Source organism: Bradyrhizobium sp. DOA9 (assembly GCF_000617845.2).
Lineage (GTDB): Bacteria > Pseudomonadota > Alphaproteobacteria > Rhizobiales > Xanthobacteraceae > Bradyrhizobium.
In genome coordinates, this window is record NZ_DF820425.1 from 5613482 (window position 1) to 5638067 (window position 24586).

At 64.3% G+C, this 24586-nt stretch carries 35 protein-coding genes; 2 read left to right on the top strand and 33 right to left on the bottom strand.

Features of this window, described 5'->3' with window-relative positions:
- Positions 1–4: 4 nt before the first annotated feature.
- Positions 5–1342 carry a replication-associated recombination protein A gene (locus BDOA9_RS26435; protein ID WP_025036973.1) on the bottom strand — a complete coding sequence of 446 codons (1338 nt, stop codon included), beginning with the start codon at positions 1340–1342 and terminating at the stop codon, positions 5–7.
- Positions 1339–2745, bottom strand: coding sequence for a DegQ family serine endoprotease (locus tag BDOA9_RS26440; RefSeq protein ID WP_025036974.1), 1407 nt, complete (start codon positions 2743–2745; stop codon positions 1339–1341). Before BDOA9_RS26440 ends, BDOA9_RS26435 begins: the two co-directional genes overlap by 4 nt.
- Before the next feature lie 310 nt (positions 2746–3055).
- On the opposite strand from BDOA9_RS26440, the gene BDOA9_RS26445 reads away from it, so the two are divergent.
- Positions 3056–4669, top strand: a complete 1614-nt coding sequence (locus BDOA9_RS26445; protein WP_025036975.1) for an OprO/OprP family phosphate-selective porin — start codon at positions 3056–3058, stop codon at positions 4667–4669.
- Between the two features lie 42 nt (positions 4670–4711).
- On the opposite strand, the gene BDOA9_RS26450 is transcribed toward BDOA9_RS26445, so the two are convergent.
- Positions 4712–5086, bottom strand: a complete 375-nt coding sequence (locus tag BDOA9_RS26450) for a winged helix-turn-helix transcriptional regulator (protein WP_025036976.1) — start codon at positions 5084–5086, stop codon at positions 4712–4714.
- Positions 5087–5208: 122 nt separating this feature from the next.
- Here BDOA9_RS26450 and BDOA9_RS26455 point away from each other — a divergent pair, with 122 nt between their 5' ends.
- Positions 5209–6222, top strand: coding sequence for a zinc-binding alcohol dehydrogenase family protein (locus BDOA9_RS26455; protein ID WP_025036977.1), 1014 nt, complete (start codon positions 5209–5211; stop codon positions 6220–6222).
- A gap of 172 nt (positions 6223–6394) precedes the next feature.
- On the opposite strand, the gene BDOA9_RS26460 is transcribed toward BDOA9_RS26455, so the two are convergent.
- The 30 genes from BDOA9_RS26460 to tuf all read right to left on the bottom strand — a co-directional run bounded on the left by BDOA9_RS26460 (position 6395) and on the right by tuf (position 24572).
- On the bottom strand, positions 6395–7183 hold the full coding sequence (locus BDOA9_RS26460) for an SDR family NAD(P)-dependent oxidoreductase (RefSeq protein WP_025036978.1): 789 nt from the start codon (positions 7181–7183) through the stop codon (positions 6395–6397).
- Between the two features lie 193 nt (positions 7184–7376).
- A complete protein-coding gene (gene rplQ / locus BDOA9_RS26465; protein WP_025036979.1) occupies positions 7377–7793 on the bottom strand; it encodes a 50S ribosomal protein L17 in 417 nt (138 codons plus the stop codon).
- A 145-nt stretch (positions 7794–7938) separates the two neighbouring features.
- Complete coding sequence (locus BDOA9_RS26470; protein WP_029674561.1) at positions 7939–8970, bottom strand: DNA-directed RNA polymerase subunit alpha; 1032 nt, start codon at positions 8968–8970, stop codon at positions 7939–7941.
- A 115-nt stretch (positions 8971–9085) separates the two neighbouring features.
- A complete protein-coding gene (rpsK, locus tag BDOA9_RS26475; protein ID WP_007603045.1) occupies positions 9086–9475 on the bottom strand; it encodes a 30S ribosomal protein S11 in 390 nt (129 codons plus the stop codon).
- A 122-nt stretch (positions 9476–9597) separates the two neighbouring features.
- On the bottom strand, positions 9598–9966 hold the full coding sequence (gene rpsM / locus BDOA9_RS26480) for a 30S ribosomal protein S13 (RefSeq protein ID WP_008549231.1): 369 nt from the start codon (positions 9964–9966) through the stop codon (positions 9598–9600).
- A gap of 187 nt (positions 9967–10153) precedes the next feature.
- Complete coding sequence (locus BDOA9_RS26485; protein WP_025036980.1) at positions 10154–10999, bottom strand: adenylate kinase; 846 nt, start codon at positions 10997–10999, stop codon at positions 10154–10156.
- A complete protein-coding gene (locus BDOA9_RS26490) occupies positions 10996–12207 on the bottom strand; it encodes a preprotein translocase subunit SecY (protein WP_025036981.1) in 1212 nt (403 codons plus the stop codon). The genes BDOA9_RS26485 and BDOA9_RS26490 overlap by 4 nt, the downstream gene beginning before the upstream one ends.
- Positions 12204–13538 carry a preprotein translocase subunit SecY gene (secY, locus tag BDOA9_RS26495; protein WP_025036982.1) on the bottom strand — a complete coding sequence of 445 codons (1335 nt, stop codon included), beginning with the start codon at positions 13536–13538 and terminating at the stop codon, positions 12204–12206. The genes BDOA9_RS26490 and secY overlap by 4 nt, the downstream gene beginning before the upstream one ends.
- Before the next feature lie 148 nt (positions 13539–13686).
- On the bottom strand, positions 13687–14172 hold the full coding sequence (rplO, locus tag BDOA9_RS26500) for a 50S ribosomal protein L15 (protein WP_025036983.1): 486 nt from the start codon (positions 14170–14172) through the stop codon (positions 13687–13689).
- A gap of 75 nt (positions 14173–14247) precedes the next feature.
- Positions 14248–14442: a 50S ribosomal protein L30 gene (gene rpmD, locus BDOA9_RS26505; protein ID WP_025036984.1), complete on the bottom strand. Its 195-nt coding sequence runs from the start codon at positions 14440–14442 to the stop codon at positions 14248–14250.
- Between the two features lie 23 nt (positions 14443–14465).
- Positions 14466–15059, bottom strand: a complete 594-nt coding sequence (gene rpsE / locus BDOA9_RS26510) for a 30S ribosomal protein S5 (protein WP_025036985.1) — start codon at positions 15057–15059, stop codon at positions 14466–14468.
- A 44-nt stretch (positions 15060–15103) separates the two neighbouring features.
- Positions 15104–15466 (bottom strand): 50S ribosomal protein L18, encoded by a 363-nt coding sequence (gene rplR, locus BDOA9_RS26515; protein WP_025036986.1) that lies wholly within the window; start codon positions 15464–15466, stop codon positions 15104–15106.
- An 11-nt stretch (positions 15467–15477) separates the two neighbouring features.
- Entirely contained in the window at positions 15478–16011 is a 534-nt protein-coding gene (gene rplF, locus BDOA9_RS26520; RefSeq protein WP_025036987.1) for a 50S ribosomal protein L6, read from the bottom strand.
- Positions 16012–16027: 16 nt separating this feature from the next.
- Positions 16028–16426 (bottom strand): 30S ribosomal protein S8, encoded by a 399-nt coding sequence (gene rpsH, locus BDOA9_RS26525; protein WP_024342456.1) that lies wholly within the window; start codon positions 16424–16426, stop codon positions 16028–16030.
- A 14-nt stretch (positions 16427–16440) separates the two neighbouring features.
- Positions 16441–16746: a 30S ribosomal protein S14 gene (rpsN, locus tag BDOA9_RS26530; RefSeq protein ID WP_024342455.1), complete on the bottom strand. Its 306-nt coding sequence runs from the start codon at positions 16744–16746 to the stop codon at positions 16441–16443.
- Between the two features lie 46 nt (positions 16747–16792).
- Positions 16793–17350, bottom strand: coding sequence for a 50S ribosomal protein L5 (gene rplE / locus BDOA9_RS26535; RefSeq protein WP_025036988.1), 558 nt, complete (start codon positions 17348–17350; stop codon positions 16793–16795).
- Entirely contained in the window at positions 17343–17657 is a 315-nt protein-coding gene (gene rplX, locus BDOA9_RS26540; protein ID WP_011088142.1) for a 50S ribosomal protein L24, read from the bottom strand. Before rplX ends, rplE begins: the two co-directional genes overlap by 8 nt.
- On the bottom strand, positions 17657–18025 hold the full coding sequence (gene rplN / locus BDOA9_RS26545) for a 50S ribosomal protein L14 (RefSeq protein WP_007603030.1): 369 nt from the start codon (positions 18023–18025) through the stop codon (positions 17657–17659). Before rplN ends, rplX begins: the two co-directional genes overlap by 1 nt.
- Before the next feature lie 84 nt (positions 18026–18109).
- Positions 18110–18358, bottom strand: a complete 249-nt coding sequence (gene rpsQ, locus BDOA9_RS26550) for a 30S ribosomal protein S17 (RefSeq protein ID WP_024342452.1) — start codon at positions 18356–18358, stop codon at positions 18110–18112.
- Between the two features lie 13 nt (positions 18359–18371).
- A complete protein-coding gene (gene rpmC, locus BDOA9_RS26555; protein WP_025036989.1) occupies positions 18372–18578 on the bottom strand; it encodes a 50S ribosomal protein L29 in 207 nt (68 codons plus the stop codon).
- 5 nt (positions 18579–18583) lie between these two features.
- On the bottom strand, positions 18584–18997 hold the full coding sequence (gene rplP / locus BDOA9_RS26560) for a 50S ribosomal protein L16 (protein ID WP_008136349.1): 414 nt from the start codon (positions 18995–18997) through the stop codon (positions 18584–18586).
- Positions 18998–19027: 30 nt separating this feature from the next.
- Positions 19028–19753: a 30S ribosomal protein S3 gene (gene rpsC, locus BDOA9_RS26565; protein WP_036011029.1), complete on the bottom strand. Its 726-nt coding sequence runs from the start codon at positions 19751–19753 to the stop codon at positions 19028–19030.
- Between the two features lie 17 nt (positions 19754–19770).
- Positions 19771–20157, bottom strand: a complete 387-nt coding sequence (rplV, locus tag BDOA9_RS26570; RefSeq protein ID WP_024342451.1) for a 50S ribosomal protein L22 — start codon at positions 20155–20157, stop codon at positions 19771–19773.
- 10 nt (positions 20158–20167) lie between these two features.
- Entirely contained in the window at positions 20168–20446 is a 279-nt protein-coding gene (rpsS, locus tag BDOA9_RS26575; RefSeq protein ID WP_008136357.1) for a 30S ribosomal protein S19, read from the bottom strand.
- 12 nt (positions 20447–20458) lie between these two features.
- Positions 20459–21292, bottom strand: coding sequence for a 50S ribosomal protein L2 (rplB, locus tag BDOA9_RS26580; protein ID WP_025036991.1), 834 nt, complete (start codon positions 21290–21292; stop codon positions 20459–20461).
- A 12-nt stretch (positions 21293–21304) separates the two neighbouring features.
- Entirely contained in the window at positions 21305–21607 is a 303-nt protein-coding gene (locus tag BDOA9_RS26585) for a 50S ribosomal protein L23 (RefSeq protein ID WP_025036992.1), read from the bottom strand.
- Complete coding sequence (gene rplD, locus BDOA9_RS26590; RefSeq protein WP_018647243.1) at positions 21604–22224, bottom strand: 50S ribosomal protein L4; 621 nt, start codon at positions 22222–22224, stop codon at positions 21604–21606. Before rplD ends, BDOA9_RS26585 begins: the two co-directional genes overlap by 4 nt.
- 1 nt (position 22225) lies before the next feature.
- Positions 22226–22939 (bottom strand): 50S ribosomal protein L3, encoded by a 714-nt coding sequence (gene rplC / locus BDOA9_RS26595; RefSeq protein ID WP_025036993.1) that lies wholly within the window; start codon positions 22937–22939, stop codon positions 22226–22228.
- Between the two features lie 52 nt (positions 22940–22991).
- Positions 22992–23300: a 30S ribosomal protein S10 gene (gene rpsJ, locus BDOA9_RS26600; protein ID WP_002712302.1), complete on the bottom strand. Its 309-nt coding sequence runs from the start codon at positions 23298–23300 to the stop codon at positions 22992–22994.
- Positions 23301–23381: 81 nt separating this feature from the next.
- A complete protein-coding gene (gene tuf, locus BDOA9_RS26605; protein WP_025036994.1) occupies positions 23382–24572 on the bottom strand; it encodes an elongation factor Tu in 1191 nt (396 codons plus the stop codon).
- Between the last annotated feature and the right edge of the window lie 14 nt (positions 24573–24586).

Here is a 24586-nt window from a genome sequence, read left to right on the forward strand (position 1 = left end):
GTTTCTAGCCCGAGCCGCCCCGCTCCTTCCTTAGCTTGGCCCAGTAATCCAGCCGCTTCCGGATCTCGCGCTCGAAGCCGCGCTCGGGCGGGTCGTAGAAGGTCTGGCGGCCCAGGGCCTCCGGGAAGTAGTCCTGGCCGGAGAAAGCGTCCGGCGCGTCGTGGTCGTATGCGTAGCCGGAGCCGTAACCTTCCGACTTCATCAGCTTGGTCGGAGAATTGAGGATGTGCTTCGGGGGCAGCAGCGAACCGGCCTGCTTGGCCACCTGCATCGCCGAGCCGAAGGCGGTGTAGACCGCGTTCGATTTCGGCGCGGTGGCGAGATAGACCACGGCCTGCGCGATGGCGAGCTCGCCCTCGGGATGGCCGAGGAAGTCGAAGGCGTCTTTCGCCGCATTGGCGATGACGAGCGCCTGCGGATCGGCCAGCCCGATGTCCTCGACCGCCATGCGCACGACGCGGCGGGCCAGGAACAGCGGGTCCTCGCCGGCGTCCAGCATGCGCGCGAGATAATAAAGCGCGGCATCGGGATCGGAGCCGCGCACCGATTTATGCAGCGCCGAGATCAGATTGTAATGGCCGTCAGCCGATTTGTCGTAAATCGGCGCGCGGCGTTGCAGGATCTCCTGCAACTGCGCGGCATTGAAGATCTCGTCCGTCCGCGCCGAACGCCAGACCTCTTCGGCGAGCGTCAACGACGCACGGCCATCGCCGTCGGCCATGCGCACCAGCACCGCGCGCGCCTCCGCATCGAGCGGCAGCTTCCTGCCCTCGACGGCTTCAGCATGGGCGAACAGCTTTTCGATCGCGGCGGCATCGAGCGATCGAAACACCAGCACGCGCGCACGCGAGAGCAACGCCGCGTTGAGCTCGAACGACGGATTCTCGGTGGTGGCGCCGACCATGACGACCGTGCCGTCCTCCATCACGGGCAGAAAGGAGTCCTGCTGGGCGCGGTTGAACCTGTGCACCTCATCGACGAACAGCAGCGTGCCCTTACCCATCTCGCGGCGGGCGCGCGCGGCATCGAACGCCTTCTTGAGGTCGGCGACGCCGGAGAATACCGCAGAGATCTGCTCGAAATGCAGATCGGTGGCATCAGCCAGGAGCCGCGCCACCGTGGTCTTGCCGGTGCCGGGCGGACCCCAGAACACCAGCGATCCCAGCGTGCGCGTCTCCAGCATGCGCGTCAGCGCACCATCGGGGCCGAGGATGTGGTCCTGGCCGACGACTTCGGAGAGCGTGCGCGGGCGCAGCCGGTCCGGCAGCGGATGCGGAGCATCGTGATCGAGCCCCGCCGCGGCAAAGAGCGTCGGCGTCTCCTGTGGTCGCTTCGGACTCATCCGCCCAGCGTGACGTTGATCTGCTGGCCGCCGCGCACCAGCGTGATGCGCCAGATCCGTGCCCGCTCGCCCGCGGCCTTCTCGAGGTCGCCGGTCTTGCTGATCTTCTGATTGTTGACGGCCAGGATGATGTCGCCCTTCTGGAAGCCGACACTCGCAGCCGCGCTATCGCCGCCGATATCGGTGATCACGACACCTTCGGTATCGGCGTCCAGACGCAGCTCGTCGGCGACGGCCGGCGTGATGGTGGAAACCTTCGCGCCCTGGAACGGCGAGCGTGCGGTGACGACGATCTCGTTGCGTCCGGTGTCGGGCGCGGTCTCCAGCGCCACCGTGAGCTTCACCGACTTGCCGCCGCGCTGCACGTCGAGCTGGGCGGTGCCGCCGAGCGGACGAGTTGCGAAGCGATAGTCGAAGGCGTTCGGATCGTCCACGGTCTGGCCGTCGATTCCGGTGATGAGATCGGAGGATTTCAGGCCGGCTTTCGCCGCCGGACCGTTCGACACCACGCTCGCGACCAGCGCACCGGTCGGCGAACGCATGCCGAGGCTCTCTGCGATCTCGGGCGTCACCGCCTGCAATTTTGCTCCCAGCCAAGGCCGCTTCACCGCCTTGCCGCCGCTCTTGGCGGAGGCGACGACGACGCGCACCATGTTGGCGGGAATCGCAAAGCCGATTCCTTGCGAGCCGCCGGAGCGCGAATAGATCGCGGTATTGATGCCGGCGAGCTTGCCGCCCATGTCGACCAGCGCGCCGCCGGAATTGCCCGGATTGATCGCCGCATCGGTCTGGATGAAGAACTGATAATCGGTGATGCCGACTTGCGTGCGCGCCAGCGCCGAAATGATGCCGTGGGTCACGGTCTGGCCGACGCCGAAGGGATTGCCGATCGCGAGCACGATGTCGCCAACCAGGAGCTCATCGGAATTGGTAAAGTCGAGCGTCGGGAACTTCTCCTTGCTGTCCTTCAGGCGCAGCACGGCGAGATCGGTCCGGGAATCCTTGAGCAAGATCTCGGCCTCGAACTCACGCTTGTCCGACAGCGACACCTTCACCTGGTCGGCGCCCTCGATGACGTGAACGTTGGTGACGACGAGGCCGGAGGCATCGACGATGACGCCGGAGCCGAGCGAGCGCTGCATCTGCTCGGGCTGCTGGCCCGGTACGCCGAAGAAGCGGCGGAAGATCGGATCGTCCAGCAGCGGATTGCGGTTCTGCACCACCTTTGCGGCATAGACGTTGACGACCGCCGGCTGCACCCGCTGCACGATCGGCGCATAGGACATCCGCAATTCGGCCGGCGACGACGGGACTCGACGGTCCTGCGCAGCAGTCGGATTGAAGGTGGCCGAAAAGGCTACGCACAGCGCCGTGATGACGGCAGTCCAGGTCGCTCGAAACATTCCTACCTCTTGGAAAAGACGCCGGAATATAGGCGCGTTCTCCCCCCAATAGAAGGGCGCCGGAGGGCAATATTGGCCCCCGCGCTGCCGTGTCCGGCGCGCAAGCCTGCCGTGCGAATCGGCAATTTGCCCGGACGGCGGATTGGCATGATGTGCGTCATCTTGCATGGTGGTGTGAAGCGGATTCGGTTGCGGCGAATTTGCATCAGTGGGAACCCACGCAACCGATCGAAGCGTCGCGGGGCAGTCATCGATCACACCTAGGCTCTCCGTTCGCGGCTTGGGGAAAACAGTCAAAATGGAGCGTAACGTGAGCAGAGCAAGAATGGCGGCCACCGCGATTGGTCTCGCCGGCGCGCTGGCGGCCTCTCAGGCCCAGGCCCAATCGGCCAGCAGCAGCGAGCAGGAGATCGCGCTGCTGAAGCAGCAGCTGAAGATGCTCGAGCAGAAGCTCGACAAGCTGCAGAGCCAGACCGCGGCGAACACGGCCGCCGCAGCAAAGGCGAAAGTCGAAGCCAAGGCTGAGGCCAAAGCCGAGGCGCGCGCGGAGGCAAAGGCCGCGGTGGCCAATGCCAACGCGACAATCCCCGTCAAGGGGCCGGCGCCGGCGTCAGGCGTCGTCGTGACGATGCCGAACAACCGGCCGACGATCTGCACCGCCGACCAGGCCAACTGCGTCGCCATCACCAGCCGCCTGCATTGGGATGTCGGCGGCTATGACTATCGACCCAACACCGCGGCCACCGTGCCGCAAAAGCTCGATAGCGGCCAGAATGTCCGCCGCGCGCGCATCGGTGTCACCGGCAAGTTCTTCCACGATTGGAATTTTGCGCTTGTCTACGATTTCGGCGGTTCGTCCGACGGATTTGGCGGCACAGCGCCGGGATCGCTGCCCGGCGGCGGCGTCTCCGGCGTCGAGAACGCCTATATCAGCTATACCGGCCTGAAGCCGTTCGGCGGCAAGATGGCGATCGAGGCCGGCATCATGGACCTGCCCTACACCATGGATGAAGCCACGAGCTCGAACGACATCATGTTCATGGAGCGCGCCTCGCCCGGCGTGATCGCGACCAACATCGCCGCCGGCGATTTCCGTTCCGCAGCCGGTGCGCGCTGGTATAGCGACCAGCTCTGGATCGGCGGCTATGTCACGGGGCCCTCGACCGGTGCGATCCATTCCGCCTCGAGCGCGGCGCCGGCGGGCACCAGCGAGCAATATGGCGCCGTGGCGCGCGTGGCCGGCAATCCGATCAGCACCAAGGACTACTCGGTGCATATCGGCGCCAACGCGCAATGGCTGATCCAGCCGCCGCGCAATCTGATCGCCAACACCCAGACGGTCACGCTCAGCGATCGTCCGGAATTGCGGCTCGATCCGACCACGCTGATCTCGACCGGTGCGATCGCCAATGCCTCGGGCGCGCAGGTCTACAGCGTCGAGGCGGCGGCGACCTACGGCCCGTTCATCGTCCAGGGCGAGTATTTCTGGTACAATGTCGATCGCACCGCCAACACCGCTGTTCCGCTGGTGGGCGCACCGAGCCTTAAATTCCAGGGCGGCTACGCGCAGGCCGGCTATGTGCTGACCGGCGAAGGCCGTTCCTACAATGCGGCGAACGCGGCCTATAGCGGCGTCAAGCCGGCGCATCCGTTCTCGCTCGACGGCGGAGGCTGGGGCGCGTGGGAGATCGCAGGGCGCTTCTCGACGATCGACCTCAACGATCAGCTCGCCACGGCGAGCGGCGTCGCAGGCGGCCGGCAGACCGTCTATACGCTCGCGCTCAACTGGTACGTCAACGGCAACGTGCGCTTCATGCTGGACTATCTGCACGGCACGGTGTCGCGGCAGGCCTCGCCGGTCTCGACCGCAGACGTCGGCTCGAAGTTCGACGCCGTCGCGATGCGCACGCAGTTCGCGTTCTAAGAGCGAGGTCGTTCGGGAGCGGCAGCATCCACTCCCGAACGATCACGCCGCGCGCTTCTTCTTCACGACAACGGGCGGCGGCGCGCAGGACAGCCGCTCCTGATGGCTCTCGCCCCAGGCCTTCAGGATGTCGATCACGGGCCTCAGGCTCTCGCCCAATTCGGACAGGCAATACTCCACGCGCGGCGGCACCTCGGCATAGACCTTGCGGATGACGAGCTTGTCTTCCTCCAGCGCGCGCAGCTGCTTCGTCAGCATGCGCTGGGTGATGCCGGGCATCCGGCGGCGCAATTCGCCGAAGCGCTGGGTGCCGCTCTGCAGGTGGTAGAGGATCACGCCCTTCCACTTGCCGTCGATCAGGTCCAGCGTCGCCTCGACCGAGCAGCCGGGACGGCGGGCGAAATTGTGGCGTTTCATGCGGGTTTTCCCAATAGTATCCAAACAGAGACTATATCCCCGAATTTACAGTACTTGCCAAATCGGAGCCAGAGCGACAGTTAGGGCGGCGGGCGAACCAAGCCATCTGATGGAGACAAGCCATGAAGGCCGTCGGCTACAAGAAATCGCTTCCGATCGAGGATGCGGAGTCACTGATCGATTTCGAGACCGCAAAGCCCGAGCCCAAGGGGCGCGACATCCGTGTCGCGGTGAAAGCGATCTCGGCCAATCCGGTCGACTACAAGGTGCGCAAGCGCGCCGCGCCGCCCGAGGGCGAAACGAAAATCCTCGGCTATGACGCGGCCGGCGTGGTCGATGCGGTCGGGCCCGAGGTCACGCTGTTCAAGCCGGGCGACGAAGTGTTCTACGCCGGCTCGATCCTGCGCCAGGGCACCAACGCCGAATTTCACCTGGTCGACGAACGCATCGTCGGCAACAAGCCGAAGAGCCTGTCGTTCGCGCAAGCTGCCGCCCTTCCCCTCACCTCCATCACGGCCTGGGAATTGCTGTTCGACCGTCTCGGTGCCGTGCCGGGCAAGAGCGTCGATCCTCGCACGCTGCTGATCACGGGCGGCGCCGGCGGCGTCGGCTCGATCCTGATCCAGCTCGCCCGCCGCCTCACCGGCCTCACGGTGCTCGCCACCGCCACGCGGCCGGACTCGCAAAAATGGTGCCTCGATCTCGGCGCGCATGCAGTGATCGACCATGGCAAGCCGATGAAGGAGCAGATCGAGAGACTGAAGCTGCCGCCGGTCGCGCTGGTCGCCAGCCTGACCTTCACCGACCAGCACTACAAGGCGATTGCGGAATTCATGGCACCGCAGGGCAAGTTCGGCCTGATCGACGATCCCCCGGAGTTCACGGTTGCCGCATTCAAGGGCAAGGCGATCTCGGTGCATTGGGAATCGATGTTCACGCGCTCCTCGTTCCAGACCCCTGACATGATCGCGCAGCATCATCTGCTCAATGACATCGCCGACCTCATCGACAAAGGCGTGTTGCGCACCACGCTGGACCAGACCTTCGGCACGATCAACGCCGCCAACCTCAAGCGCGCGCATGCGCTGCTGGAGAGCGGCAAGTCGCGCGGCAAGATCGTGCTGGAGGGGTGGTAGGCGAAGGCCTCGGTGCGTCGGGTGGGTTAGCCTTGCGGCTGCGCGAAGCGCAGTTCGCATAGCGTAACCCATCTCTTCATTTCCCGCGATGACGAAGGTGGTGGGTTACGCCGAGCAGAAGCGCTTCGCGCATCTGCACGGCTAACCCGCCCTACGATTTCAGCGCCTCGCCTCAGGCGATCGTGTTGACGATGCCGCCCTCCGCCCGCAGCGCCGCTCCGTTGGTCGCGGACGCCTCCTTCGACGAAACGTAGACCACCATGTTGGCGATCTCGTCGACGCTGGCGAAGCGCTGCAGCAGCGAGCTCGGGCGATGCTGCTTGACGAAGTTGGCGGCGGCTTCGTCCACGGACTGGCCGTTCTGCCGAGCGAGATCCTTGACGAAGGTCTCGACGCCTTCCGACATGGTCGGGCCCGGCAGCACGGAATTGACGGTGACGGCGGTGCCGGCGGTGAGCTGCGCCAGGCCGCGCGCGACCGAGAGCTGGGCCGTCTTGGTCATGCCGTAGTGGATCATCTCGACGGGAATGTTGAGCCCGGATTCCGAGGAGATGAAGACGATGCGGCCCCAATTGCGCGCGAGCATGCCCTTCATATAGGCCCGCGACAGCCGCACGCCGCTCATGACATTGACCTCGAAGAAGCGGGTCCAGTCCTCGTCGGGGATGTCGAAGAATTCCTTGGGCTCGAAGATGCCGGCATTGTTGATGAGGATGTCGACCTCGGGCAGCGCCGCAACCAGCGCCTTGCAGCCTGCCGCGGTCGAGACGTCCGCCGCGATCCCGCGGACCTTGGCGCCCGTCCCTTCCAGCTTGCGTACCGCCGCATCGACCTTGTCCTGACCGCGGCCGTTGACGACGACGCTGGCGCCCGAGGCGGCGAGGCCCCTGGCGATGGCGTGGCCGATGCCGGCGGTCGAGCCGGTGACGAGGGCGGTCTTTCCGGACAGGTCGATCTTCATGCGGGATCTCCATGGATGTGGATGGAGATATCGGAAGCAGCTCCCTCATCTGCAATCAGGACTCACTGACGCGTGAGGATCGTGAATGGTGGGTACGGCGCGCGAAGAGCGCGCCTTTGGCCACCCTACCGTCCCTGCGCAACAAAAAAGCGGCGCCAAGGGCGCCGCTTTTGAAACGTCATGCCGATCGGGCTTACGCCGCCTCGGCTTCCTTCTCCTGCACCGGGCCGGAATCCTGGCCCTTGGCATCGACATCGCGATCGACGAACTCGATCACGGCCATCGCGGCGTTGTCGCCGTAGCGGAAGCCGGCCTTGATGATGCGGGTGTAGCCGCCCTGGCGGTCCTTGTAGCGGGTCGCCAGCGTGTCGAACAGCTTCTTGACCATGTCGACGTCGCGCAGCTCGGAGATGGCCTGGCGGCGCAGCGACAGGCCGCCCTTCTTGCCGAGGGTAACGAGCTTCTCGACGATCGGGCGGAGCTCCTTGGCCTTGGGCAGCGTGGTGACGATCTGCTCGTGCTTGATCAGCGCGGCCGCCATGTTGGCGAACATCGCCTTGCGGTGCTCGGCCGTGCGGTTGAGCTTCCGATGAACCTTGCCGTGACGCATTTGGGTAGTCCTTCTTCGATTGTGTCGCGGAGGTTCAGCGACTGGTTTTCAGGTGGGCTTCCTGCGTTCGCCCTAGGTCGCGAGTGGCGAATGGTGAGTAGCGAACAGGTCTTCCCCTATTCGCCACTCCCACCTCGCCATTCGCTCAGTAGTGATCCTCGAAACGCTTGGCGAGCTCGTCGATGTTCTCCGGCGGCCAGCCCGGCACTTCCATGCCGAGATGCAGACCCATCTGAGCCAGCACTTCCTTGATCTCGTTCAGCGACTTGCGGCCGAAGTTCGGGGTGCGGAGCATTTCCGCCTCGCTCTTCTGCACGAGGTCGCCGATGTAGACGATGTTGTCGTTCTTCAGGCAGTTGGCCGAACGCACCGACAGCTCGAGCTCGTCCACCTTCTTGAGGAAGGCCGGGTTGAAGGCGAGGTCCGGGATGATCTCCTGGGCGACTTCCTTGCGCGGCTCTTCGAAGTTGACGAACACGTTGAGCTGGTCCTGCAGGATGCGGGCGGCATAGGCCACCGAATCATCCGGCGTGATCGCGCCGTTGGTTTCGATCGTCATGGTCAGTTTGTCGTAGTCGAGGATCTGGCCCTCGCGGGTGTTCTCGACCTTGTAGGAGACCTTGCGGACCGGCGAGTACAGGCTGTCGACCGGGATCAGGCCGATCGGCGCGTCCTCGGGACGGTTGCGCTCGGCAGGCACGTAGCCCTTGCCGGTCGAGACCGTGAACTCCATGCGGATCTCGGCGCCCTCGTCGAGCGTGCAGATCTGCAGATCGGGGTTCAGCACGACCACGTCGCCGACGGTCTGGATGTCACCGGCGGTGACGACGCCGGGGCCCTGCTTCTTCACGACCATGCGCTTGGGGCCTTCGCCCTGCATCTTGATCGAGATGTCCTTGATGTTCAGCACGATGTCGGTGACGTCCTCACGGACGCCCGCGATCGAGGAGAACTCGTGCAGCACGCCGTCGATGTGCACCGACTGCACCGCCGCGCCCTGGAGCGAGGAGAGCAGGATGCGGCGCAGCGCATTGCCGAGGGTCTGGCCGAAGCCACGCTCGAGCGGCTCGGCGACGATGGTCGCGAAACGCGAGGGATCGCTGCCGGGCGTGACCTGGAGCTTGTTCGGCCGAATCAGTTCTTGCCAATTTTTCTGGATCGTCACTGTTTCACCCATACAGGCCAGTCAATTTGACGGTGCAAATACTGGCGTTGGAGAAAGGCCGCAGATCATTCCCGCGGCTTCTTGCAAAGTCACTGCGGGCGCCGATGCGCCCGCAGCTCGTCAAAAATCAGACGCGACGACGCTTGCGCGGACGGCAACCGTTGTGCGGGATCGTGGTCACGTCTCGGATCGAGGTGACGGTGAAGCCGGCGGCCTGGAGCGCGCGGAGCGCCGATTCGCGGCCCGAACCGGGACCGGCGACCTCGACTTCCAGCGTGCGCATGCCGTGCTCCTGCGCCTTCTTGGACACGTCCTCGGCGGCAACCTGCGCGGCGTACGGGGTCGACTTGCGCGAGCCCTTGAAGCCCATCGTGCCGGCCGAAGACCAGGCGATGGTGTTGCCCTGCGCGTCGGTGATGGTGATGGTCGTGTTGTTGAACGACGAGTTCACATGCGCGACGCCGGAGGCGATGTTCTTGCGCTCACGACGACGAACGCGGGTGGCTTCCTTGCCCATTGAGTCCCTTTCCTGAAGATCTCAAACGCCGCCGTAATGCCAGCGGCTACACCTGTGGAACGAAAAGCGCGCAGCGAACGGGTCATCCCTGTTCGCCGCACGCCGCGACTAGATTCGAAAACTTACTTCTTCTTGCCGGCGATGGCCTTGGCCGGGCCCTTGCGCGTGCGCGCATTGGTGTGGGTCCGCTGACCGCGCACCGGCAGACCGCGACGATGACGCAGGCCGCGATAGCAGCCGAGGTCCATCAGACGCTTGATGTTGATGCCGACCTCACGACGCAGGTCGCCCTCGACGAGATAGTCGCGGTCGATCACTTCGCGGATCTGGAGCACTTCGGCGTCGCTGAGCTGATTAACGCGACGATCCACGGGGATCTTCACTTTCTCGAGGATCTCACCAGCGATCTTCTGGCCGATGCCATGGATGTACTGGAGCGCGATCAGCACGCGCTTGTTGGTGGGAATGTTCACGCCGGCAATACGGGCCACGGCCTTCTCTCCTGTTGCCGATCCCTCGTCAGGAATCGGGCTTTATGTGCTTGCTTTCTCGGGCAGGTGTTCACAAACGCGAACACGACGCCCACCCCCGGTCTTCCTGGGGCCCGGCATCGTCTGAAACTATCCGACTTGGATGCGGGGCTTATTAGGGGATTCCAGGGGCTTTCGTCAACCGCCGCTAGCGCTTGGCTCGCTTTTTCGTGACCTTTTTTGCGGCCTTCTTGGCACCATTCTTGGCGGCTTTCTTGACGGTCTTTTTGGCTGCTTTTTTGACCGTCTTCTTGGCTGCCTTTTTGGCGGTTTTGGCCGATTTGGCGGGCTTTTTAGTCGCCTTTGAGGGTTTTTTGGCCGATTTCTTCCCCGCCTTGGCCTTCTTGGCCGGGGCCGCCTTGGCGGCGCTCCGGGCATGCGGCTTGCCATGGCTCTTGGGCTCGACCGCCCCAAGCGCCAGGAGCTGGCGGTGAATGGCGCGGGTGACCTCGTCGATGGCCATCATGCCGTCGATGGTCGAGAGCTTCCGACGCTCGGAATAGTAGTGAATCAGCGGTTCCGTCTGGCTGCGGTAGCTGGCCAGCCGCTTGGTCAGGACCTCCGGGGTGTCGTCGAGCCGGACCTCCTCGCCGCGCTCCCGCATCTGGGCGACGCGGGTCTCGACGCGGCTCAGGAGCGCGCTCTCATTGACCCGGAGCTCGATCACGGCGTCGAGCTTGAGATGCTTGTGCTTGAGCAGCTCGTCCAGCGCCTCGGCCTGCGGCACGGTTCGGGGGAAACCGTCGAGGATGAAACCGTTCCTGGCGTCCGGCTGGTCGATGCGGTCGGAAATGATTCCGACCACGACGTCATCGGGCACGAGGCCGCCGCTGGCCATGATCTCCTTGGCCTTCAGCCCGACCGGGGTGCCGGCCGCAACCGCGGCACGCAGCATCTCGCCGGTCGAAAGCTGGACGATGCCATAGCGCTGCACCAGGAGCTGGGCCTGAGTCCCTTTGCCCGACCCCGGCGGTCCCAGAAGTATAATTCTCATCGGCGTACGCCCCCCGGCTTGGTGAGCGATACGTCGCGCACCTGTGCTTTGATATCAAGAGCGGTGCAAACCACAACCAGCGCTGCACCACCATTGACGACCATACTATAAGGCAGCCCGATCCCGTAAAGCTCGAAGACCTCCGGAATCAACTGCAACGCCGTCAGGTAGACGGCTCCGACGACTGTCGTCAATGACACGACGCGATCGAGATAGTCGGCCGTGGCTTCACCCGGAGCGACACCGGGAACGGTGCCGCCACGATCCGCCAGGGATCGGGCCGTGTGTTCGGGATCGACGACATAGGCGGTATAGACGAGGGCGAGCACGAACACGGCGATCGACACGAGGATGACGTGCGCCGGCTGCCCCAGCTGGAGATTCCGGTAGGCTGCGGCGACCAGGGGATGATCGCCTCCCAGGATGAAGCCCGCAAAGGCAAGCGGCAGATAGAAAATCCGCGGCGCTACGGTGACTGGAATCAGGAACCCGGCGCTGTTGAGCTTGATCGGCAGCATTGCATCGCGCTCGGGCAGTTGCCGCGTACCGACGCTGCATGCGGCGAACTGGACCCGGATATTTCGCCGCGCGCCTTCGACAAGCACGATCACGACGACGGACACGATCCAGAACACGACATGGCCGAGCACGAGATTGCCCGAGATCACCCCGCGCCGCACGAGATCCGCGACACCGGCAATGTTTTCCGGAATGGCGACGATGAAGCCGGCGCTCAAGATCAGCGCCAAGCCATTGCCGATGCCGTAGCGGGTCATCTGTTCGCCGAGCCACACCAGCACGAAGACGCCGCCGACCATCGAGGCCGTAGCCGTCGTCACGAACCAGCCGTCGGGGTTCTTGACGAGGCCCGGGATCGACGTCAGTGCCGAGGCGATGCCGTGGGCCTGAAAGGCCGCAAGTGCGAGTGTGAGCCCGAGCGTGGCACGCGCGATCTTGCGCCGTCCACCCTCGCCCGACCGTTCGAGCGAATTCAGGCCGCGCCACACCACGGCCAGCAGCCGGACGAAGATTGCCGCTGTCAGATAGGGAATGAGGCCGAGCGCAAAGATCGAAAGCCGGGAGACGAGATCCCGTGTCGGCGAGACGTCGGGGAGGTCCAGTCCCGGAATCGGGATCTGCGCTCCGAGCCTGAAAAGGAGCAGCGCGCCAATCGTGAAAGCGATTCGGCGCGCGAGCTCCCTGCTCATCTACGGCGGCCCCGCAGCTTCGATTTGCGGATCAGGCCTTCGTACTGGTGCGCCAGCAGATAGCCTTGCACCTGCGCCACCGTGTCCATGGTGACGCTGACGACGATCAGCAGCGAGGTGCCGCCGAAATAGAACGGCACCGAGGCGTAGGAGATCAGGATTTCCGGGATCAAGCAGACGATGGCGAGATAGACCGCACCCAGCACGGTGATGCGCGACAGCACGTAGTCGATGTATTCCGCGGTGCGTTCGCCCGGGCGGATGCCCGGAATGAAGCCGCCGTGCTTCTTCAGGTTGTCCGCGGTCTCGGTCGGGTTGAACACGATCGCGGTGTAGAAAAAAGCGAAGAACACGATCAGCGCCAGATACATGATCAGGAACAGCGGACGGCCATGGCCGAGCTGGGTGGTGATCCACTGGAACCATTCCGGCCCGCTGCCCGTGTTGAAGTTCGCAACCGTGGTCGGCAAGAGGAGCAGCGAGGACGCGAAGATCGGCGGGATCACGCCGGAGGTGTTGAGCTTGAGCGGCAGATGCGAGGACTGGCCCTCGAACATCTTGTTGCCGACCTGGCGCTTCGGATACTGGATCAAGAGGCGGCGCTGGGCGCGCTCCATGAAGACGATGAAGGCGATGACGACGACGGCCATGATGATGACGACCAGGATCAGGCCGGTCGACATCGCGCCCTGACGGCCGAGCTCGAGCATGCCGGCGAGCGCCGCGGGCAGCTCGGCGACGATGCCGGCGAGAATGATCAGCGAAATGCCGTTGCCGATGCCGCGCGAGGTGATCTGCTCGCCGAGCCACATCAGGAACATGGTGCCGCCGGTCAGCGTGATCGCCGTGGACAGGCGGAAGAACATGCCGGGGTCGGCGACGACGCCGCCACCTGATCCCTCAAGGCCGACGGCGATGCCGTAGGACTGAAACAGGGCCAGGATGACGGTCAGATAGCGCGTGTACTGGTTCAGCGTCTTGCGGCCGGCCTCGCCTTCCTTCTTCAGCGCCTCGAGCTGCGGCGAGACGGTGGTGAGGAGCTGGATGATGATCGAGGCCGAGATGTACGGCATGATGTTCAGCGCGAAGATCGCCATGCGGTGAATGCCGCCGCCGGCGAACATGTTGAACATGCCGAGGATACCGCCCGCCTGCGAGCGGAACACCTGCTCCCAGATATTGGGATCGATGCCCGGCAGCGGGATGTAGGTCCCGAGCCGATAAACGAGCAGCGCACCCAGCGTGAACCAGATGCGCTTCTTCAGTTCGTCGGCCTTGGCAAACGCGCCGAAATTGAGATTGGCTGCCAGTTGTTCCGCTGCAGAGACCATCTTGGACTTTCTCCCGCCGCCTGTTGCGCCGTCATGCCCGCGGCCGGGCTAGTTTAGCGGACGCCGGACATTATCTGGGGCTCGGCTTCGATAAGTCCACGTCCCGCATGCGTAAAGGCCCGCGCGCCGCGGGCCAATGACGCAGTTGTTACGCCGCCTCGCCTTCTTCCTTGGGCTGGGCGAGGATCTTCACCGAGCCGCCGGCCTTCTCGACCGCCGCGATCGCGGTCTTGCTGGCGCCGTGCACCTCGATGTTGAGCTTGGACTTGAGCTCGCCACGGCCGAGCAGCCGCAGGCCGGCCTTGGCGCGGCGCAGCACGCCGCCCTTCACCAGGGCCTCGACGTTGACGACGCTGCCGGCGTCGATCTTCTTGGCATCGACCGCTTCCTGGAGCCGGTCGAGATTGATCTCGGCGAACTCGACGCGGAAGATGTTGTTGAAGCCGCGCTTGGGCAGACGGCGATGCATCGGCATCTGGCCGCCTTCGAAACCCTTGATGCGCACGCCCGAACGCGCGGTCTGGCCCTTGCCGCCGCGGCCGGACTGCTTGCCCTTGCCGGAACCGATGCCGCGGCCGACGCGCATACGCTTCTTGCGCGAGCCGGCGTTGTCGGCGATATCGCTGAGCTTCATCGCCCTTCTCCTTGTGTCTTGCGCACGATCTTCACCGAAAACCGCTTCCGGCTTTCCGGGACCGCCCGCCTTTGCTTACTTCTCGTCGATGATGCGGACGAGATGGTGAACCTTCTCGATCATGCCGCGGACTGCCGGAGTATCCGGCAGTTCGCTGGTGCGGCCGATCTTGTTGAGCTTGAGCCCGATCAGGGTCGAGCGCTGCGAGTGATGGCGGCGGATCGCGCTGCCGGTCTGCTCGACCTTGATCGTCTTTGCGGCCTTGGCCATGGGAGTCTACTCCGAAGCTTCCGTTAGTCGGCAGCCGCCTCGGCATCGCCACCGATACGGCGCGACTGCAGAGTGGACACCTTGATGTTGCGGCGGGCTGCGACCGAACGCGGCGAATCCTGGTGCTTCAGCGCGTCGAAGGTGGCGCGCACCATGTTGTACGGGTTCGACGAGCCGATCGACTTCGCCACCACGTCCTGGACGCCGAGCGTCTCGAACACGGCGCGCATCGGACCGCCGGCGATGATGCCGGTACCGGCCGGAGCTGCACGCAGATAGACTCGGCCCGCGCCATGACGGCCGGCGATGTCGTGATGGAGCGTGCGGCCCTCGCGCAGCGACACCCGGGTCAGGTTGCGCTTGGCGGACTCGGTCGCCTTGCGGATCGCCTCGGGCACTTCGCGCGCCTTGCCGTGACCGAAGCCGGCGCGGCCCTTCTGGTCGCCGATCACGACCAGCGCTGCGAAACCGAAGCGCTTGCCGCCCTTGACGACCTTGGCCACGCGGTTGATGTGGACGAGCTTGTCGACGAACTCGCTGTCGCGCTCCTCGCGCTCCCTGCGTTCACGTCCGCCGCCGCGTTGATCGCGTCCACCACGTTGTTCGCGTTCTGCCATTTTTCTAATCCTTCAGAGGCTTACGCCTCAATCCTCAAATTCCGTTAGAAGCTCAGCCCGCTCTCACGCGCAGCATCGGCAAGAGCCTTGACGCGCCCGTGATAGAGATAGCTGCCGCGATCGAACACGACTTCCTTGACACCCTTCTCTGCAGCGCGCTCAGCCAGCAGCTTGCCGACCGCTTTCGCCGCATCGATATCGGCGCCGGTCTTGCCGCCGTCGCGCATCGCCTTCTCCAGCGAGGAGGCAGAGGCCAGCGTCTCGCCCTTCAGGTCGTCGATGACCTGGGCGTAGATGTGCTTGGACGAGCGGAACACCGACAGGCGCGGGCGGCCGCCGGCGGAACGGCGCAGCTTCAGCCGCACACTCCGCTTGCGCCGGGCATTCGTAACCTTGGCTTTGGACATGACCGGCTCCGTTACTTCTTCTTGCCTTCCTTGCGGAAGATGAACTCGCCCACATACTTCACGCCCTTGCCCTTGTAGGGCTCCGGCGGACGATAGGAGCGGATCTCGGCGGCAACCTGGCCGACGCGCTGAATGTCGCTGCCCGACACCGTGATTTCGGTGGGCTTCGGCACGGCGATCGTGATGCCTTCCGGGATCGGATAGATCACGTCATGGCTGTAGCCGAGCGCGAGCTGCAGGTTCTTGCCCTGCATCGCGGCGCGGTAGCCGACGCCGGTGATCTCGAGCTTCTTCTCGAAACCCTTGGTGACGCCTTCGACCAGATTCGCGACCTGGGCGCGAGCGGTGCCGTAGAGCGCCCGCGCGCGATTGGTCTCGACCCGCGGGTTCACCTTTACCTGGCCGTTCTCGAGCTTCACCTCGACGTCGTCATGGACGACGAACTGAAGCTGGCCCTTCGGGCCCTTCATCTTGACGGTCTGCCCATCGACGGTCGCGGTCACACCCGACGGAACCGCCACAGGTCTTTTGCCAACACGTGACATGGATGAAAAATCCTTCTCAGAACACCGTGAAGAGGACTTCACCGCCCACATTCGCGTCGCGCGCGCTGTGGTCGGCCATGATCCCCTTCGGCGTCGACAACACCGAAATGCCGAGACCGTTATTCACCCGCGGCAGGTTCTTCACCGAGGCGTAGACGCGCCGCCCCGGCTTGGAAACGCGCTCGATCTCGCGGATGACGGGCTCGCCGTCGAAATACTTCAGCTCGATCTCGATCTCGCTGCGGCCCGAGGAGTGCTCGAGCGTGGCGTAACCGCGGATGTAGCCCTCGGCCTTCAGAACCTCGAGCACATTCTCGCGCATCTTCGAGCCGGGCGTGGAGACCTTGGTCTTCGAACGCATCTGCGCGTTGCGGATACGGGTGATCAGATCGCTGATTGGATCGTGCGTAGACATCTAAACGACCCTCCTTACCAGCTGGACTTCACGAGGCCCGGGACCATGCCCTTGGAGCCAAGGTCGCGTAGCGCGATACGGGACAGCTTGTTCTTGCGGTAGTTCGAGCGCGGACGGCCCGACAGCTCGCAACGCAGGCGGATGCGGGTCGCCGACGAGTTGCGTGGCATTTCCGCCAGCTTCAGGGTCGCGGCGAACCGCTCCTCCATCGGCAGGGTCTTGTCGGCGATGATCGCCTTCAACCGCTCGCGCTTGGCGGCGGCGTTCTTCACCATCCGCTTGCGCCGGTTGTTCTTCTCGACTGAACTCTTCTTTGCCATGCTTGGCTCCTGGGTATCCGCGTTTGAGAGGCTCTAAGTCAGCGTCTCACTGCCGGAACGGGAAATTGAAAGCGGTCAACAAGGCCCTCGCCTCTTCGTCGGTCTTGGCCGTGGTGCAGACGGTGATGTCCATACCGCGGGCTTCCGTGACCTTGTCGAAGTCGATCTCGGGGAAAATGATGTGCTCCTTGATGCCGAGCGAGTAGTTGCCGCGGCCGTCGAAGCTCTTCGGGTTCAAGCCGCGGAAGTCGCGCACGCGCGGCAGCGCCACGTTCACCAGGCGATCGATGAACTCGTACATGCGGGCCTTGCGCAACGTGACCTTGCAGCCGATCGGCTGGTTCTCACGCAGCTTGAAGGTCGCGATCGCGATGCGCGAATAGGTCACGATCGCCTTCTGGCCGGCGATCTGGGTCAATTCGGCAGCGGCGGTCTCGGCCTTCTTGCGGTCGTTGACGGAATCGCCAACGCCCATGTTGAGCACGACCTTGTCCAGGCGCGGAACCTGCATGACGTTCTCGTAACCGAACTTCTCGGTCAGAGCCGTGCGGATCTTCGCATCGTATTCCGCGCGCAGGCGCGGGGTGTAAGCGGCCTCAGCCATCGATCTCAGCTCCCGAGCTCTTGGCGATGCGGACCTTCTTGCCGTCCGCCAGAATCTTGAATCCGACGCGCGTCGGCTTTCCGTCCTTGCCGACATACGCGATGTTGGACAGTTGGATCGGCGCCTCTTTCGAGATGATGCCGCCCTCCTGGGCCTGCGTCTGCTTCTGGTGACGCTTGACCATGTTGATGCCGCGCACCAGCGCGGTGCCGGCGTCGGGGCGAACCTCGAACACTTCGCCGGTGCGGCCCTTGTCGCGACCGGTCAGCACGACGACCTTGTCGCCCTTGCGGATCTTCGCAGCCATCACAGCACCTCCGGCGCGAGCGAGATGATCTTCATGTGGTTCTTGGCGCGCAGCTCGCGCGGCACGGGCCCGAAGATACGGGTGCCGACCGGCTCGGACTGGTTGTTGATCAGCACGGCGGCGTTGCGGTCGAAGCGGATGACCGAGCCGTCGGCGCGGCGGATGTCCTTGCGGACGCGCACCACGACGGCCTTCATCACGTCGCCCTTCTTCACCTTGCCACGCGGAATCGCTTCCTTGATCGACACGACGATGATGTCGCCGATCGTGGCGTAGCGGCGCTTGGAGCCCCCGAGCACCTTGATACACATGACACGGCGTGCGCCAGAATTGTCGGCCACGTCGAGGTTGGTCTGCATCTGAATCATTGATGCACCTCGTCCTCTTTCTCTTTGCGCCAGCCCAGCCGGCGCTCAACATTTCCCTGAAGTCAGTCGGCTAAAGCCAACAGATCAGGCGCTTTTCTTGTGTTCGCCCCGGATCACGACCCAGCGCTTCAACTTCGAGATCGGCTTGGTTTCCTCGATCCACACCATGTCGCCCGGCTTGAACTGGTTGCTCTCGTCGTGCGCGTGGTAGTTCTTCGAACGGCGGATCGTCTTCTTGTAGATCGGGTGCGTGAAGCGGCGGTCCACGCGCACCACGATGGTCTTGGCTTGCTTGTCGCTGACGACCACGCCCTGCAAAGTACGTTTCGGCATCTTCGTAAGCCTCTTACTTCTTCTTCGCGCGCGTCTGCGCGGCGATGGTCTTGATCCGGGCGATGTCACGGCGGGCCTCGCGCAGGCGCGAGGTGTTCTCGAGCTGCCCGGTGGCGCGCTGGAAGCGCAGGTTGAAGCGCTCCTTCTTCAGGTTGAGGATGGCCTCATCCTGCTGGTCGGGGCTCATCGCGCGGATGTCTTCGATCTTCATCTGTGCCATGGCCATTACTCCGCAATGCGCTCGACGAAGCGCGTCTTGATCGGCAGCTTGGCGGCCGCCAGGGTCAGCGCTTCACGCGCCGTCTGGGTGTTGACGCCGTCGATCTCGAACAGCACCCGGCCCGGCTTGACGCGCGCCACCCACAATTCCGGCGAACCCTTGCCGGAGCCCATGCGGACCTCGGCCGGCTTCTTCGACACCGGAACGTCCGGGAACACGCGAATCCAGACGCGGCCGGCGCGCTTCATGTGGCGGGTCAGCGCGCGGCGGGCGGCTTCGATCTGGCGCGCGGTGACGCGCTCAGGCTCGGTCGCCTTCAGGCCGAACTGGCCGAACGCCAACGTCGCGCCCGAAGACGCGACGCCGTGGATGCGGCCCTTGTGCGCCTTCCGGAACTTCGTTTTCTTAGGTTGCATCATGGCTTTGAGCCCTCAAATTCCTGTCTGGCTTTAGGCTGCGGCCGTCTCGCGGCGCTGACGGCCACCGCGATCGCCACTGCCGCCGGTCTCGCCTTCGGCCATTCTCTTGTCCTGGGCCATCGGATCGTGCTCGAGGATCTCGCCCTTGAAGATCCAGACCTTGACGCCGCAGGTGCCGAAGGTCGTGAACGCGGTCGCAACGCCGTAGTCGATGTCGGCACGCAGCGTGTGCAGCGGCACGCGGCCTTCGCGGTACCACTCCATGCGCGCGATTTCCGCGCCGCCCAGACGTCCCGAGCAGTTGATGCGGATGCCTTCCGCACCGAGACGCATCGCCGACTGCACGGCGCGCTTCATGGCACGGCGGAACGCCACGCGGCGCTCGAGCTGCTGCGCGATCGATTCCGCCACCAGCGTCGCATCGAGCTCCGGCTTGCGGATCTCGACGATGTTGATGACGACGTCGGACGAGGTGATGTCGGCCACCCGCTTGCGCAGCTTGTCGATGTCGGCGCCCTTCTTGCCGATCACCACGCCCGGACGGGCCGAGTGGATGGTGACGCGGCACTTCTTGTGCGGACGCTCGATCACGATGCGGGCGACGGCCGCCTGCTTGAGCTCCTTGTGCAGGATCTCGCGAATCTTGACGTCCTCGTGCAGCAGCTTGCCGTATTCCTGCTTGCCGGCGAACCAGCGGGAATCCCAGGTCCGGTTGATGCCGAGGCGCAGACCGATCGGATTGATCTTTTGACCCATCGTGTTCTCCTGCGCCCTTAAGCGGCGGCTTCAGCTTCGACCTGACGAACGATGATCGTCAGCTGCGAAAACGGTTTGTAGACACGACCCGAGCGGCCGCGGCCGCGGGCGGCGAAACGCTTCATCACGAGGCCGTTGCCGACGAAGGCCTGCGCCACGACGAGATCGTCGACGTCGAGGTCGTGGTTGTTCTCGGCGTTGGCGATCGCCGATTCCAGGCACTTCTTCACGTCGACCGCGATCCGCTTGCGCGAAAACTGCAGGTCGGCGAGCGCGGCAGACGCCTTCCGGCCGCGAATGAGCTGGGCGACCAGGTTGAGCTTCTGCGGGCTCACCCGCAGCATCCGGGCGACCGCCTTGGCCTCGTTCTCGGCGAGGCTCCGTTCGCGCTTAGGTTTGCTCATCGTTTAATCCTCAAGCCTTCTTGGCTTTCTTGTCGCCGGAGTGGCCATGGAAGGTCCGGGTCGGCGAGAACTCGCCGAACTTGTGACCGACCATTTCCTCGTTCACGGCCACCGGCACGTGCTTCTGGCCGTTGTAGACGCCGAAGGTCAGGCCGACGAATTGCGGCAGGATCGTCGAGCGGCGGCTCCAGATCTTGATGACGTCGTGACGGCCGGACGCGCGCGCGGCATCTGCCTTCTTGAGCAGAGAACCCTCGACGAACGGGCCTTTCCAGACTGAACGAACCATGTCCGGCGTTCCTTACTTCTTCCGCTTGTGGCGGCTTAGGAGAATGAATTTGTTGGTCGACTTGTTGGTGCGGGTCTTCTTGCCCTTGGTCGGCTTGCCCCACGGGGTGACCGGGTGGCGGCCGCCCGAGGTACGACCTTCACCACCGCCGTGCGGATGGTCGATCGGGTTCATGGCAACACCGCGGTTGTGCGGACGACGGCCCATCCAACGCTTGCGACCGGCCTTGCCGATCGAGGTGTTCATGTGATCCGGGTTCGACACCGCGCCGATCGTGCCGCGGCAACGGCCGTGCACCAGGCGCTGCTCGCCCGAGTTCAGGCGGATGATGACGTAGTCCTGGTCGCGGCCGACGAGCTGGGCGTAGGTGCCGGCGGAACGGGCGAGCTGGCCGCCCTTCCCGATCTTGACCTCGATGTTGTGGATGATCGTGCCGACCGGCATGTTGCCGAGCGGCATGACGTTGCCCGGCTTCACGTCGACGTAGTTGCCGGCGATGATCGTGTCGCCCACGGCCAGACGCTGCGGCGCCAGGATGTAGGCCTGCTCGCCGTCCTGATACTTGATCAGCGCGATGAAGCCGGTGCGGTTGGGATCATATTCCAGCCGCTCGACGGTCGCGGGCACGTCGACCTTCTCACGCTTGAAGTCGACGGTACGCAGCGTCTGCTTATGACCGCCGCCGCGGAAGCGAACGGTGATGCGGCCGGTATTGTTGCGACCGCCCGAGGATTTCTTGCCCTCGGTGAGCGCCTTGACCGGCTTGCCCTTGTAGAGGGCCGAACGATCGACCATGACCAGCTGGCGCTGGCCCGGCGTCGTGGGATTGAATGTCTTCAGTGCCATCGTCGTACGACCTTACAGACCGGTGGTGACGTCGATCCGGTGACCCTCTTCGAGGGTCACGATCGCGCGTTTGCTGTTCGACTGCGAGCCGATGGTGCCGCGGAAGGCCTTGACCTTGCCCTTGCGGACCAGCGTGTTGACGCTCTTGACCTTGACGTCGAACAGCTTCTCGATCGCTTCCTTGATCTGCGGCTTGGTCGCCTTGGCGGCGACCTTGAACAGCACCTTGTTGTGCTCCGAGGCGATCGTCGCCTTTTCGGTCACGACCGGCGACAGGATCACGTCGTAGTGGCGAGGCTCGATGTTCTTGCTCATTTGAAGCGCGCCTCCAGCGCATCGATGGCGGCCTTGGTCAGAACGAGCTTCTGACGGCGCAGGATGTCATAGACGTTGATGCCCTGGATCGGCAGCACGTCCATGTTCGGGATGTTGCGGGCCGCAGCGGCGAAGCCGTTGTTGAGCTCGGCGCCGTCGATGATCAGCGCGTTGGTCAGGCCGAGGCCCGAGAAGTGGCCGAGCAGCGCCTTGGTCTTGGCGGCTTCGAGCGCGGCCTTCTCGATCACGACGAGATCGCCGTCCTTGGCCTTGGCCGAGAGCGCATGCTTCAGGGCGAGCGCGCGGACCTTCTTCGGCAGGTCGGTGGCGTGCGAACGCACCACCGGACCGAAGGCACGACCGCCGCCGCGGAACTGCGGCACGCGGGCCGAGCCGTGGCGAGCACCGCCGGTGCCCTTCTGCTTGTACATCTTCTTGCCGGTGCGCCAGATCTCGGCGCGGCCCTTGGCCTTGTGCGTGCCGGCCTGGCGCTTGTTGAGCTGCCACTGCACGCAGCGCGCGATGATGTCCTCGCGCGGCTCGAGGCCGAAAATGGCGTCGGACAGCTGGACGGAGCCCGCTTCCTTACCTTCGAGGGTGGTGACCTTCAATTCCATCTCACGCCTCCTGCGCAGCCGGAGCGGCTTCCGCGTCGCCAGCAACCTTGAACTTGCCGGGCTTCGGGGCTTCCTTCGGCAGCGGCTTCTTGACGGCGTCGCGCACGCGGATCCAGCCGCCCTTGGAGCCGGGAACGGCGCCTTCGACGAGGATCAGGCCGCGCTCGACATCGGTCTGGACGACGCGAAGGTTGAGCGTGGTGATGCGGTCGACACCCATGTGGCCGGGCATCTTCTTGTTCTTCCAGGTCTTGCCGGGATCCTGACGGCCACCGGTCGAACCGATCGAGCGGTGCGAGATCGACACACCGTGCGTGGCGCGCAGACCGCCGAAGTTCCAGCGCTTCATGCCGCCGGCGAAGCCCTTACCGACCGAGGTGCCGGTGACGTCGACGAACTGGCCGACGACGAAGTGGTCGGCCTGAATCTCGGCGCCGACCGGGATCATGGCGTCCGCGGTGACGCGGAATTCCTCGACCCGGCGCTTCGGCTCGACCTTGGCGACCGCGAACTGGCCGCGCTCGGCCTTCGGCATGTAAACGGTCTTGCGGCTGCCCGAACCGAGCTGGAGCGCGACGTAACCGTTCTTCTCTTCGGTGCGGTGGCCTACGACCTGGCAATTGCCGAGCTTCAGCACGGTCACGGGAATATGTTCGCCGGCCTCCGTGAAGACCCGCGTCATCCCGACCTTTTGTGCGATCACTCCGGAGCGCATCGGCTTGCTTCCTGTTCTCTTTGTCCGCTTTTGGCGAACGGGATCCAAAATCTTAGAGCTTGATCTCGACGTCGACACCGGCGGCCAGGTCGAGCTTCATCAGAGCATCGACGGTCTGCGGGGTCGGATCGACGATGTCGAGCAGGCGCTTGTGAGTGCGCATCTCGAACTGTTCGCGGCTCTTCTTGTCGACGTGCGGCGAACGGTTGACGGTGAACTTCTCGATGCGGGTGGGCAGCGGAATGGGTCCGCGGACCTGCGCGCCGGTGCGCTTCGCCGTGTTCACGATCTCGCGGGTCGACGTATCGAGGATACGATGGTCGAACGCCTTGAGACGGATACGAATGTTTTGGCCGTTCATTGCCGTGGTCTCTCTTCAGTGGGTGGCGAATAGCGAATAGCGAATGTCACCATTCGCTACTCGCCGTCCCTTTTCTCGTAATTACTCGATGATCGAGGCGACGACGCCGGCGCCGACGGTGCGGCCGCCCTCGCGGATCGCGAAGCGGAGCTTCTCTTCCATCGCGATCGGCACGATCAGGTGCACTTCCATCGCGATGTTGTCGCCCGGCATCACCATCTCGGTGCCTTCCGGCAGGTGCACGACACCGGTCACGTCGGTGGTGCGGAAGTAGAACTGCGGACGGTAGTTGGTGAAGAACGGGGTGTGGCGACCGCCCTCTTCCTTGGTGAGGATGTAGGCCTCAGCCTTGAACTTGGTGTGCGGCTTGACCGAACCCGGCTTGGCCAGAACCTGGCCGCGCTCGACGTCCTCGCGCTTGGTGCCGCGGAGCAGCGCGCCGATGTTGTCGCCGGCCTGGCCCTGATCGAGCAGCTTGCGGAACATTTCGACGCCGGTGACGGTGGTCTTCTGGGTGGCGCGGAGACCGACGATCTCGATTTCCTCGCCGACCTTGACGACGCCGCGCTCGACACGGCCGGTCACGACGGTACCGCGGCCCGAGATCGAGAATACGTCTTCAACCGGCATCAGGAACGGCTGGTCGATCGGACGCTCCGGCTGCGGGATGTACTCGTCGACGTTCTTCATCAGCTCGAGGATGGCGTCGTGGCCGAGCTTCTTGTCGGAGTCTTCGAGAGCGGCCAGCGCCGAACCCTTGATGATCGGGATCTTGTCGCCGGGGAATTCGTACTTCGAGAGCAGCTCGCGGACTTCGAGCTCGACGAGCTCGAGCAGCTCCGGATCGTCGACCATGTCGCACTTGTTGAGGAACACGACGAGCGCGGGCACGCCGACCTGGCGGGCGAGCAGGATGTGCTCGCGGGTCTGCGGCATCGGGCCGTCAGCGGCCGACACGACCAGGATCGCGCCGTCCATCTGGGCAGCGCCGGTGATCATGTTCTTGACGTAGTCGGCGTGGCCGGGGCAGTCGACGTGGGCGTAGTGGCGGTTCGGCGTCTCGTATTCGACGTGCGCGGTCGAAATGGTGATGCCGCGGGCCTTCTCTTCCGGCGCCTTGTCGATCTGGTCGTACGCGGTGAACGTCGCACCGCCGGCTTCGGCGAGAACCTTGGTGATCGCCGCGGTCAGCGACGTCTTGCCATGGTCGACGTGACCGATGGTGCCGATGTTGCAGTGCGGCTTGGTACGTTCAAACTTTGCTTTGGCCATTTGACTCTCCGTTC

Excerpts from the sequence above, each read along its gene's own strand:
- BDOA9_RS26435 (WP_025036973.1), bottom strand. The coding sequence starts at position 1,342 with ATGAGTCCGAAGCGACCACAGGAGACGCCGACGCTCTTTGCCGCGGCG.
- BDOA9_RS26440 (WP_025036974.1), bottom strand. The coding sequence starts at position 2,745 with ATGTTTCGAGCGACCTGGACTGCCGTCATCACGGCGCTGTGCGTAGCC.
- BDOA9_RS26450 (WP_025036976.1), bottom strand. The coding sequence starts at position 5,086 with ATGAAACGCCACAATTTCGCCCGCCGTCCCGGCTGCTCGGTCGAGGCG.
- BDOA9_RS26455 (WP_025036977.1), top strand. The coding sequence starts at position 5,209 with ATGAAGGCCGTCGGCTACAAGAAATCGCTTCCGATCGAGGATGCGGAG.
- BDOA9_RS26460 (WP_025036978.1), bottom strand. The coding sequence starts at position 7,183 with ATGAAGATCGACCTGTCCGGAAAGACCGCCCTCGTCACCGGCTCGACC.
- rplQ (WP_025036979.1), bottom strand. The coding sequence starts at position 7,793 with ATGCGTCACGGCAAGGTTCATCGGAAGCTCAACCGCACGGCCGAGCAC.
- BDOA9_RS26470 (WP_029674561.1), bottom strand. The coding sequence starts at position 8,970 with ATGGGTGAAACAGTGACGATCCAGAAAAATTGGCAAGAACTGATTCGG.
- rpsK (WP_007603045.1), bottom strand. The coding sequence starts at position 9,475 with ATGGGCAAGGAAGCCACCCGCGTTCGTCGTCGTGAGCGCAAGAACATC.
- BDOA9_RS26485 (WP_025036980.1), bottom strand. The coding sequence starts at position 10,999 with ATGAGAATTATACTTCTGGGACCGCCGGGGTCGGGCAAAGGGACTCAG.
- BDOA9_RS26490 (WP_025036981.1), bottom strand. The coding sequence starts at position 12,207 with ATGAGCAGGGAGCTCGCGCGCCGAATCGCTTTCACGATTGGCGCGCTG.
- secY (WP_025036982.1), bottom strand. The coding sequence starts at position 13,538 with ATGGTCTCTGCAGCGGAACAACTGGCAGCCAATCTCAATTTCGGCGCG.
- rplO (WP_025036983.1), bottom strand. The coding sequence starts at position 14,172 with ATGAAGCTCAGCGATATCGCCGACAACGCCGGCTCGCGCAAGAAGCGT.
- rpmD (WP_025036984.1), bottom strand. The coding sequence starts at position 14,442 with ATGGCCAAGGCCGCAAAGACGATCAAGGTCGAGCAGACCGGCAGCGCG.
- rpsE (WP_025036985.1), bottom strand. The coding sequence starts at position 15,059 with ATGGCAGAACGCGAACAACGTGGTGGACGCGATCAACGCGGCGGCGGA.
- rplR (WP_025036986.1), bottom strand. The coding sequence starts at position 15,466 with ATGTCCAAAGCCAAGGTTACGAATGCCCGGCGCAAGCGGAGTGTGCGG.
- rplF (WP_025036987.1), bottom strand. The coding sequence starts at position 16,011 with ATGTCACGTGTTGGCAAAAGACCTGTGGCGGTTCCGTCGGGTGTGACC.
- rpsH (WP_024342456.1), bottom strand. The coding sequence starts at position 16,426 with ATGTCTACGCACGATCCAATCAGCGATCTGATCACCCGTATCCGCAAC.
- rpsN (WP_024342455.1), bottom strand. The coding sequence starts at position 16,746 with ATGGCAAAGAAGAGTTCAGTCGAGAAGAACAACCGGCGCAAGCGGATG.
- rplE (WP_025036988.1), bottom strand. The coding sequence starts at position 17,350 with ATGGCTGAGGCCGCTTACACCCCGCGCCTGCGCGCGGAATACGATGCG.
- rplX (WP_011088142.1), bottom strand. The coding sequence starts at position 17,657 with ATGGCTGCGAAGATCCGCAAGGGCGACAAGGTCGTCGTGCTGACCGGT.
- rplN (WP_007603030.1), bottom strand. The coding sequence starts at position 18,025 with ATGATTCAGATGCAGACCAACCTCGACGTGGCCGACAATTCTGGCGCA.
- rpsQ (WP_024342452.1), bottom strand. The coding sequence starts at position 18,358 with ATGCCGAAACGTACTTTGCAGGGCGTGGTCGTCAGCGACAAGCAAGCC.
- rpmC (WP_025036989.1), bottom strand. The coding sequence starts at position 18,578 with ATGGCACAGATGAAGATCGAAGACATCCGCGCGATGAGCCCCGACCAG.
- rplP (WP_008136349.1), bottom strand. The coding sequence starts at position 18,997 with ATGATGCAACCTAAGAAAACGAAGTTCCGGAAGGCGCACAAGGGCCGC.
- rpsC (WP_036011029.1), bottom strand. The coding sequence starts at position 19,753 with ATGGGTCAAAAGATCAATCCGATCGGTCTGCGCCTCGGCATCAACCGG.
- rplV (WP_024342451.1), bottom strand. The coding sequence starts at position 20,157 with ATGAGCAAACCTAAGCGCGAACGGAGCCTCGCCGAGAACGAGGCCAAG.
- rpsS (WP_008136357.1), bottom strand. The coding sequence starts at position 20,446 with ATGGTTCGTTCAGTCTGGAAAGGCCCGTTCGTCGAGGGTTCTCTGCTC.
- rplB (WP_025036991.1), bottom strand. The coding sequence starts at position 21,292 with ATGGCACTGAAGACATTCAATCCCACGACGCCGGGCCAGCGCCAGCTG.
- BDOA9_RS26585 (WP_025036992.1), bottom strand. The coding sequence starts at position 21,607 with ATGAGCAAGAACATCGAGCCTCGCCACTACGACGTGATCCTGTCGCCG.
- rplD (WP_018647243.1), bottom strand. The coding sequence starts at position 22,224 with ATGGAATTGAAGGTCACCACCCTCGAAGGTAAGGAAGCGGGCTCCGTC.
- rplC (WP_025036993.1), bottom strand. The coding sequence starts at position 22,939 with ATGCGCTCCGGAGTGATCGCACAAAAGGTCGGGATGACGCGGGTCTTC.
- rpsJ (WP_002712302.1), bottom strand. The coding sequence starts at position 23,300 with ATGAACGGCCAAAACATTCGTATCCGTCTCAAGGCGTTCGACCATCGT.
- tuf (WP_025036994.1), bottom strand. The coding sequence starts at position 24,572 with ATGGCCAAAGCAAAGTTTGAACGTACCAAGCCGCACTGCAACATCGGC.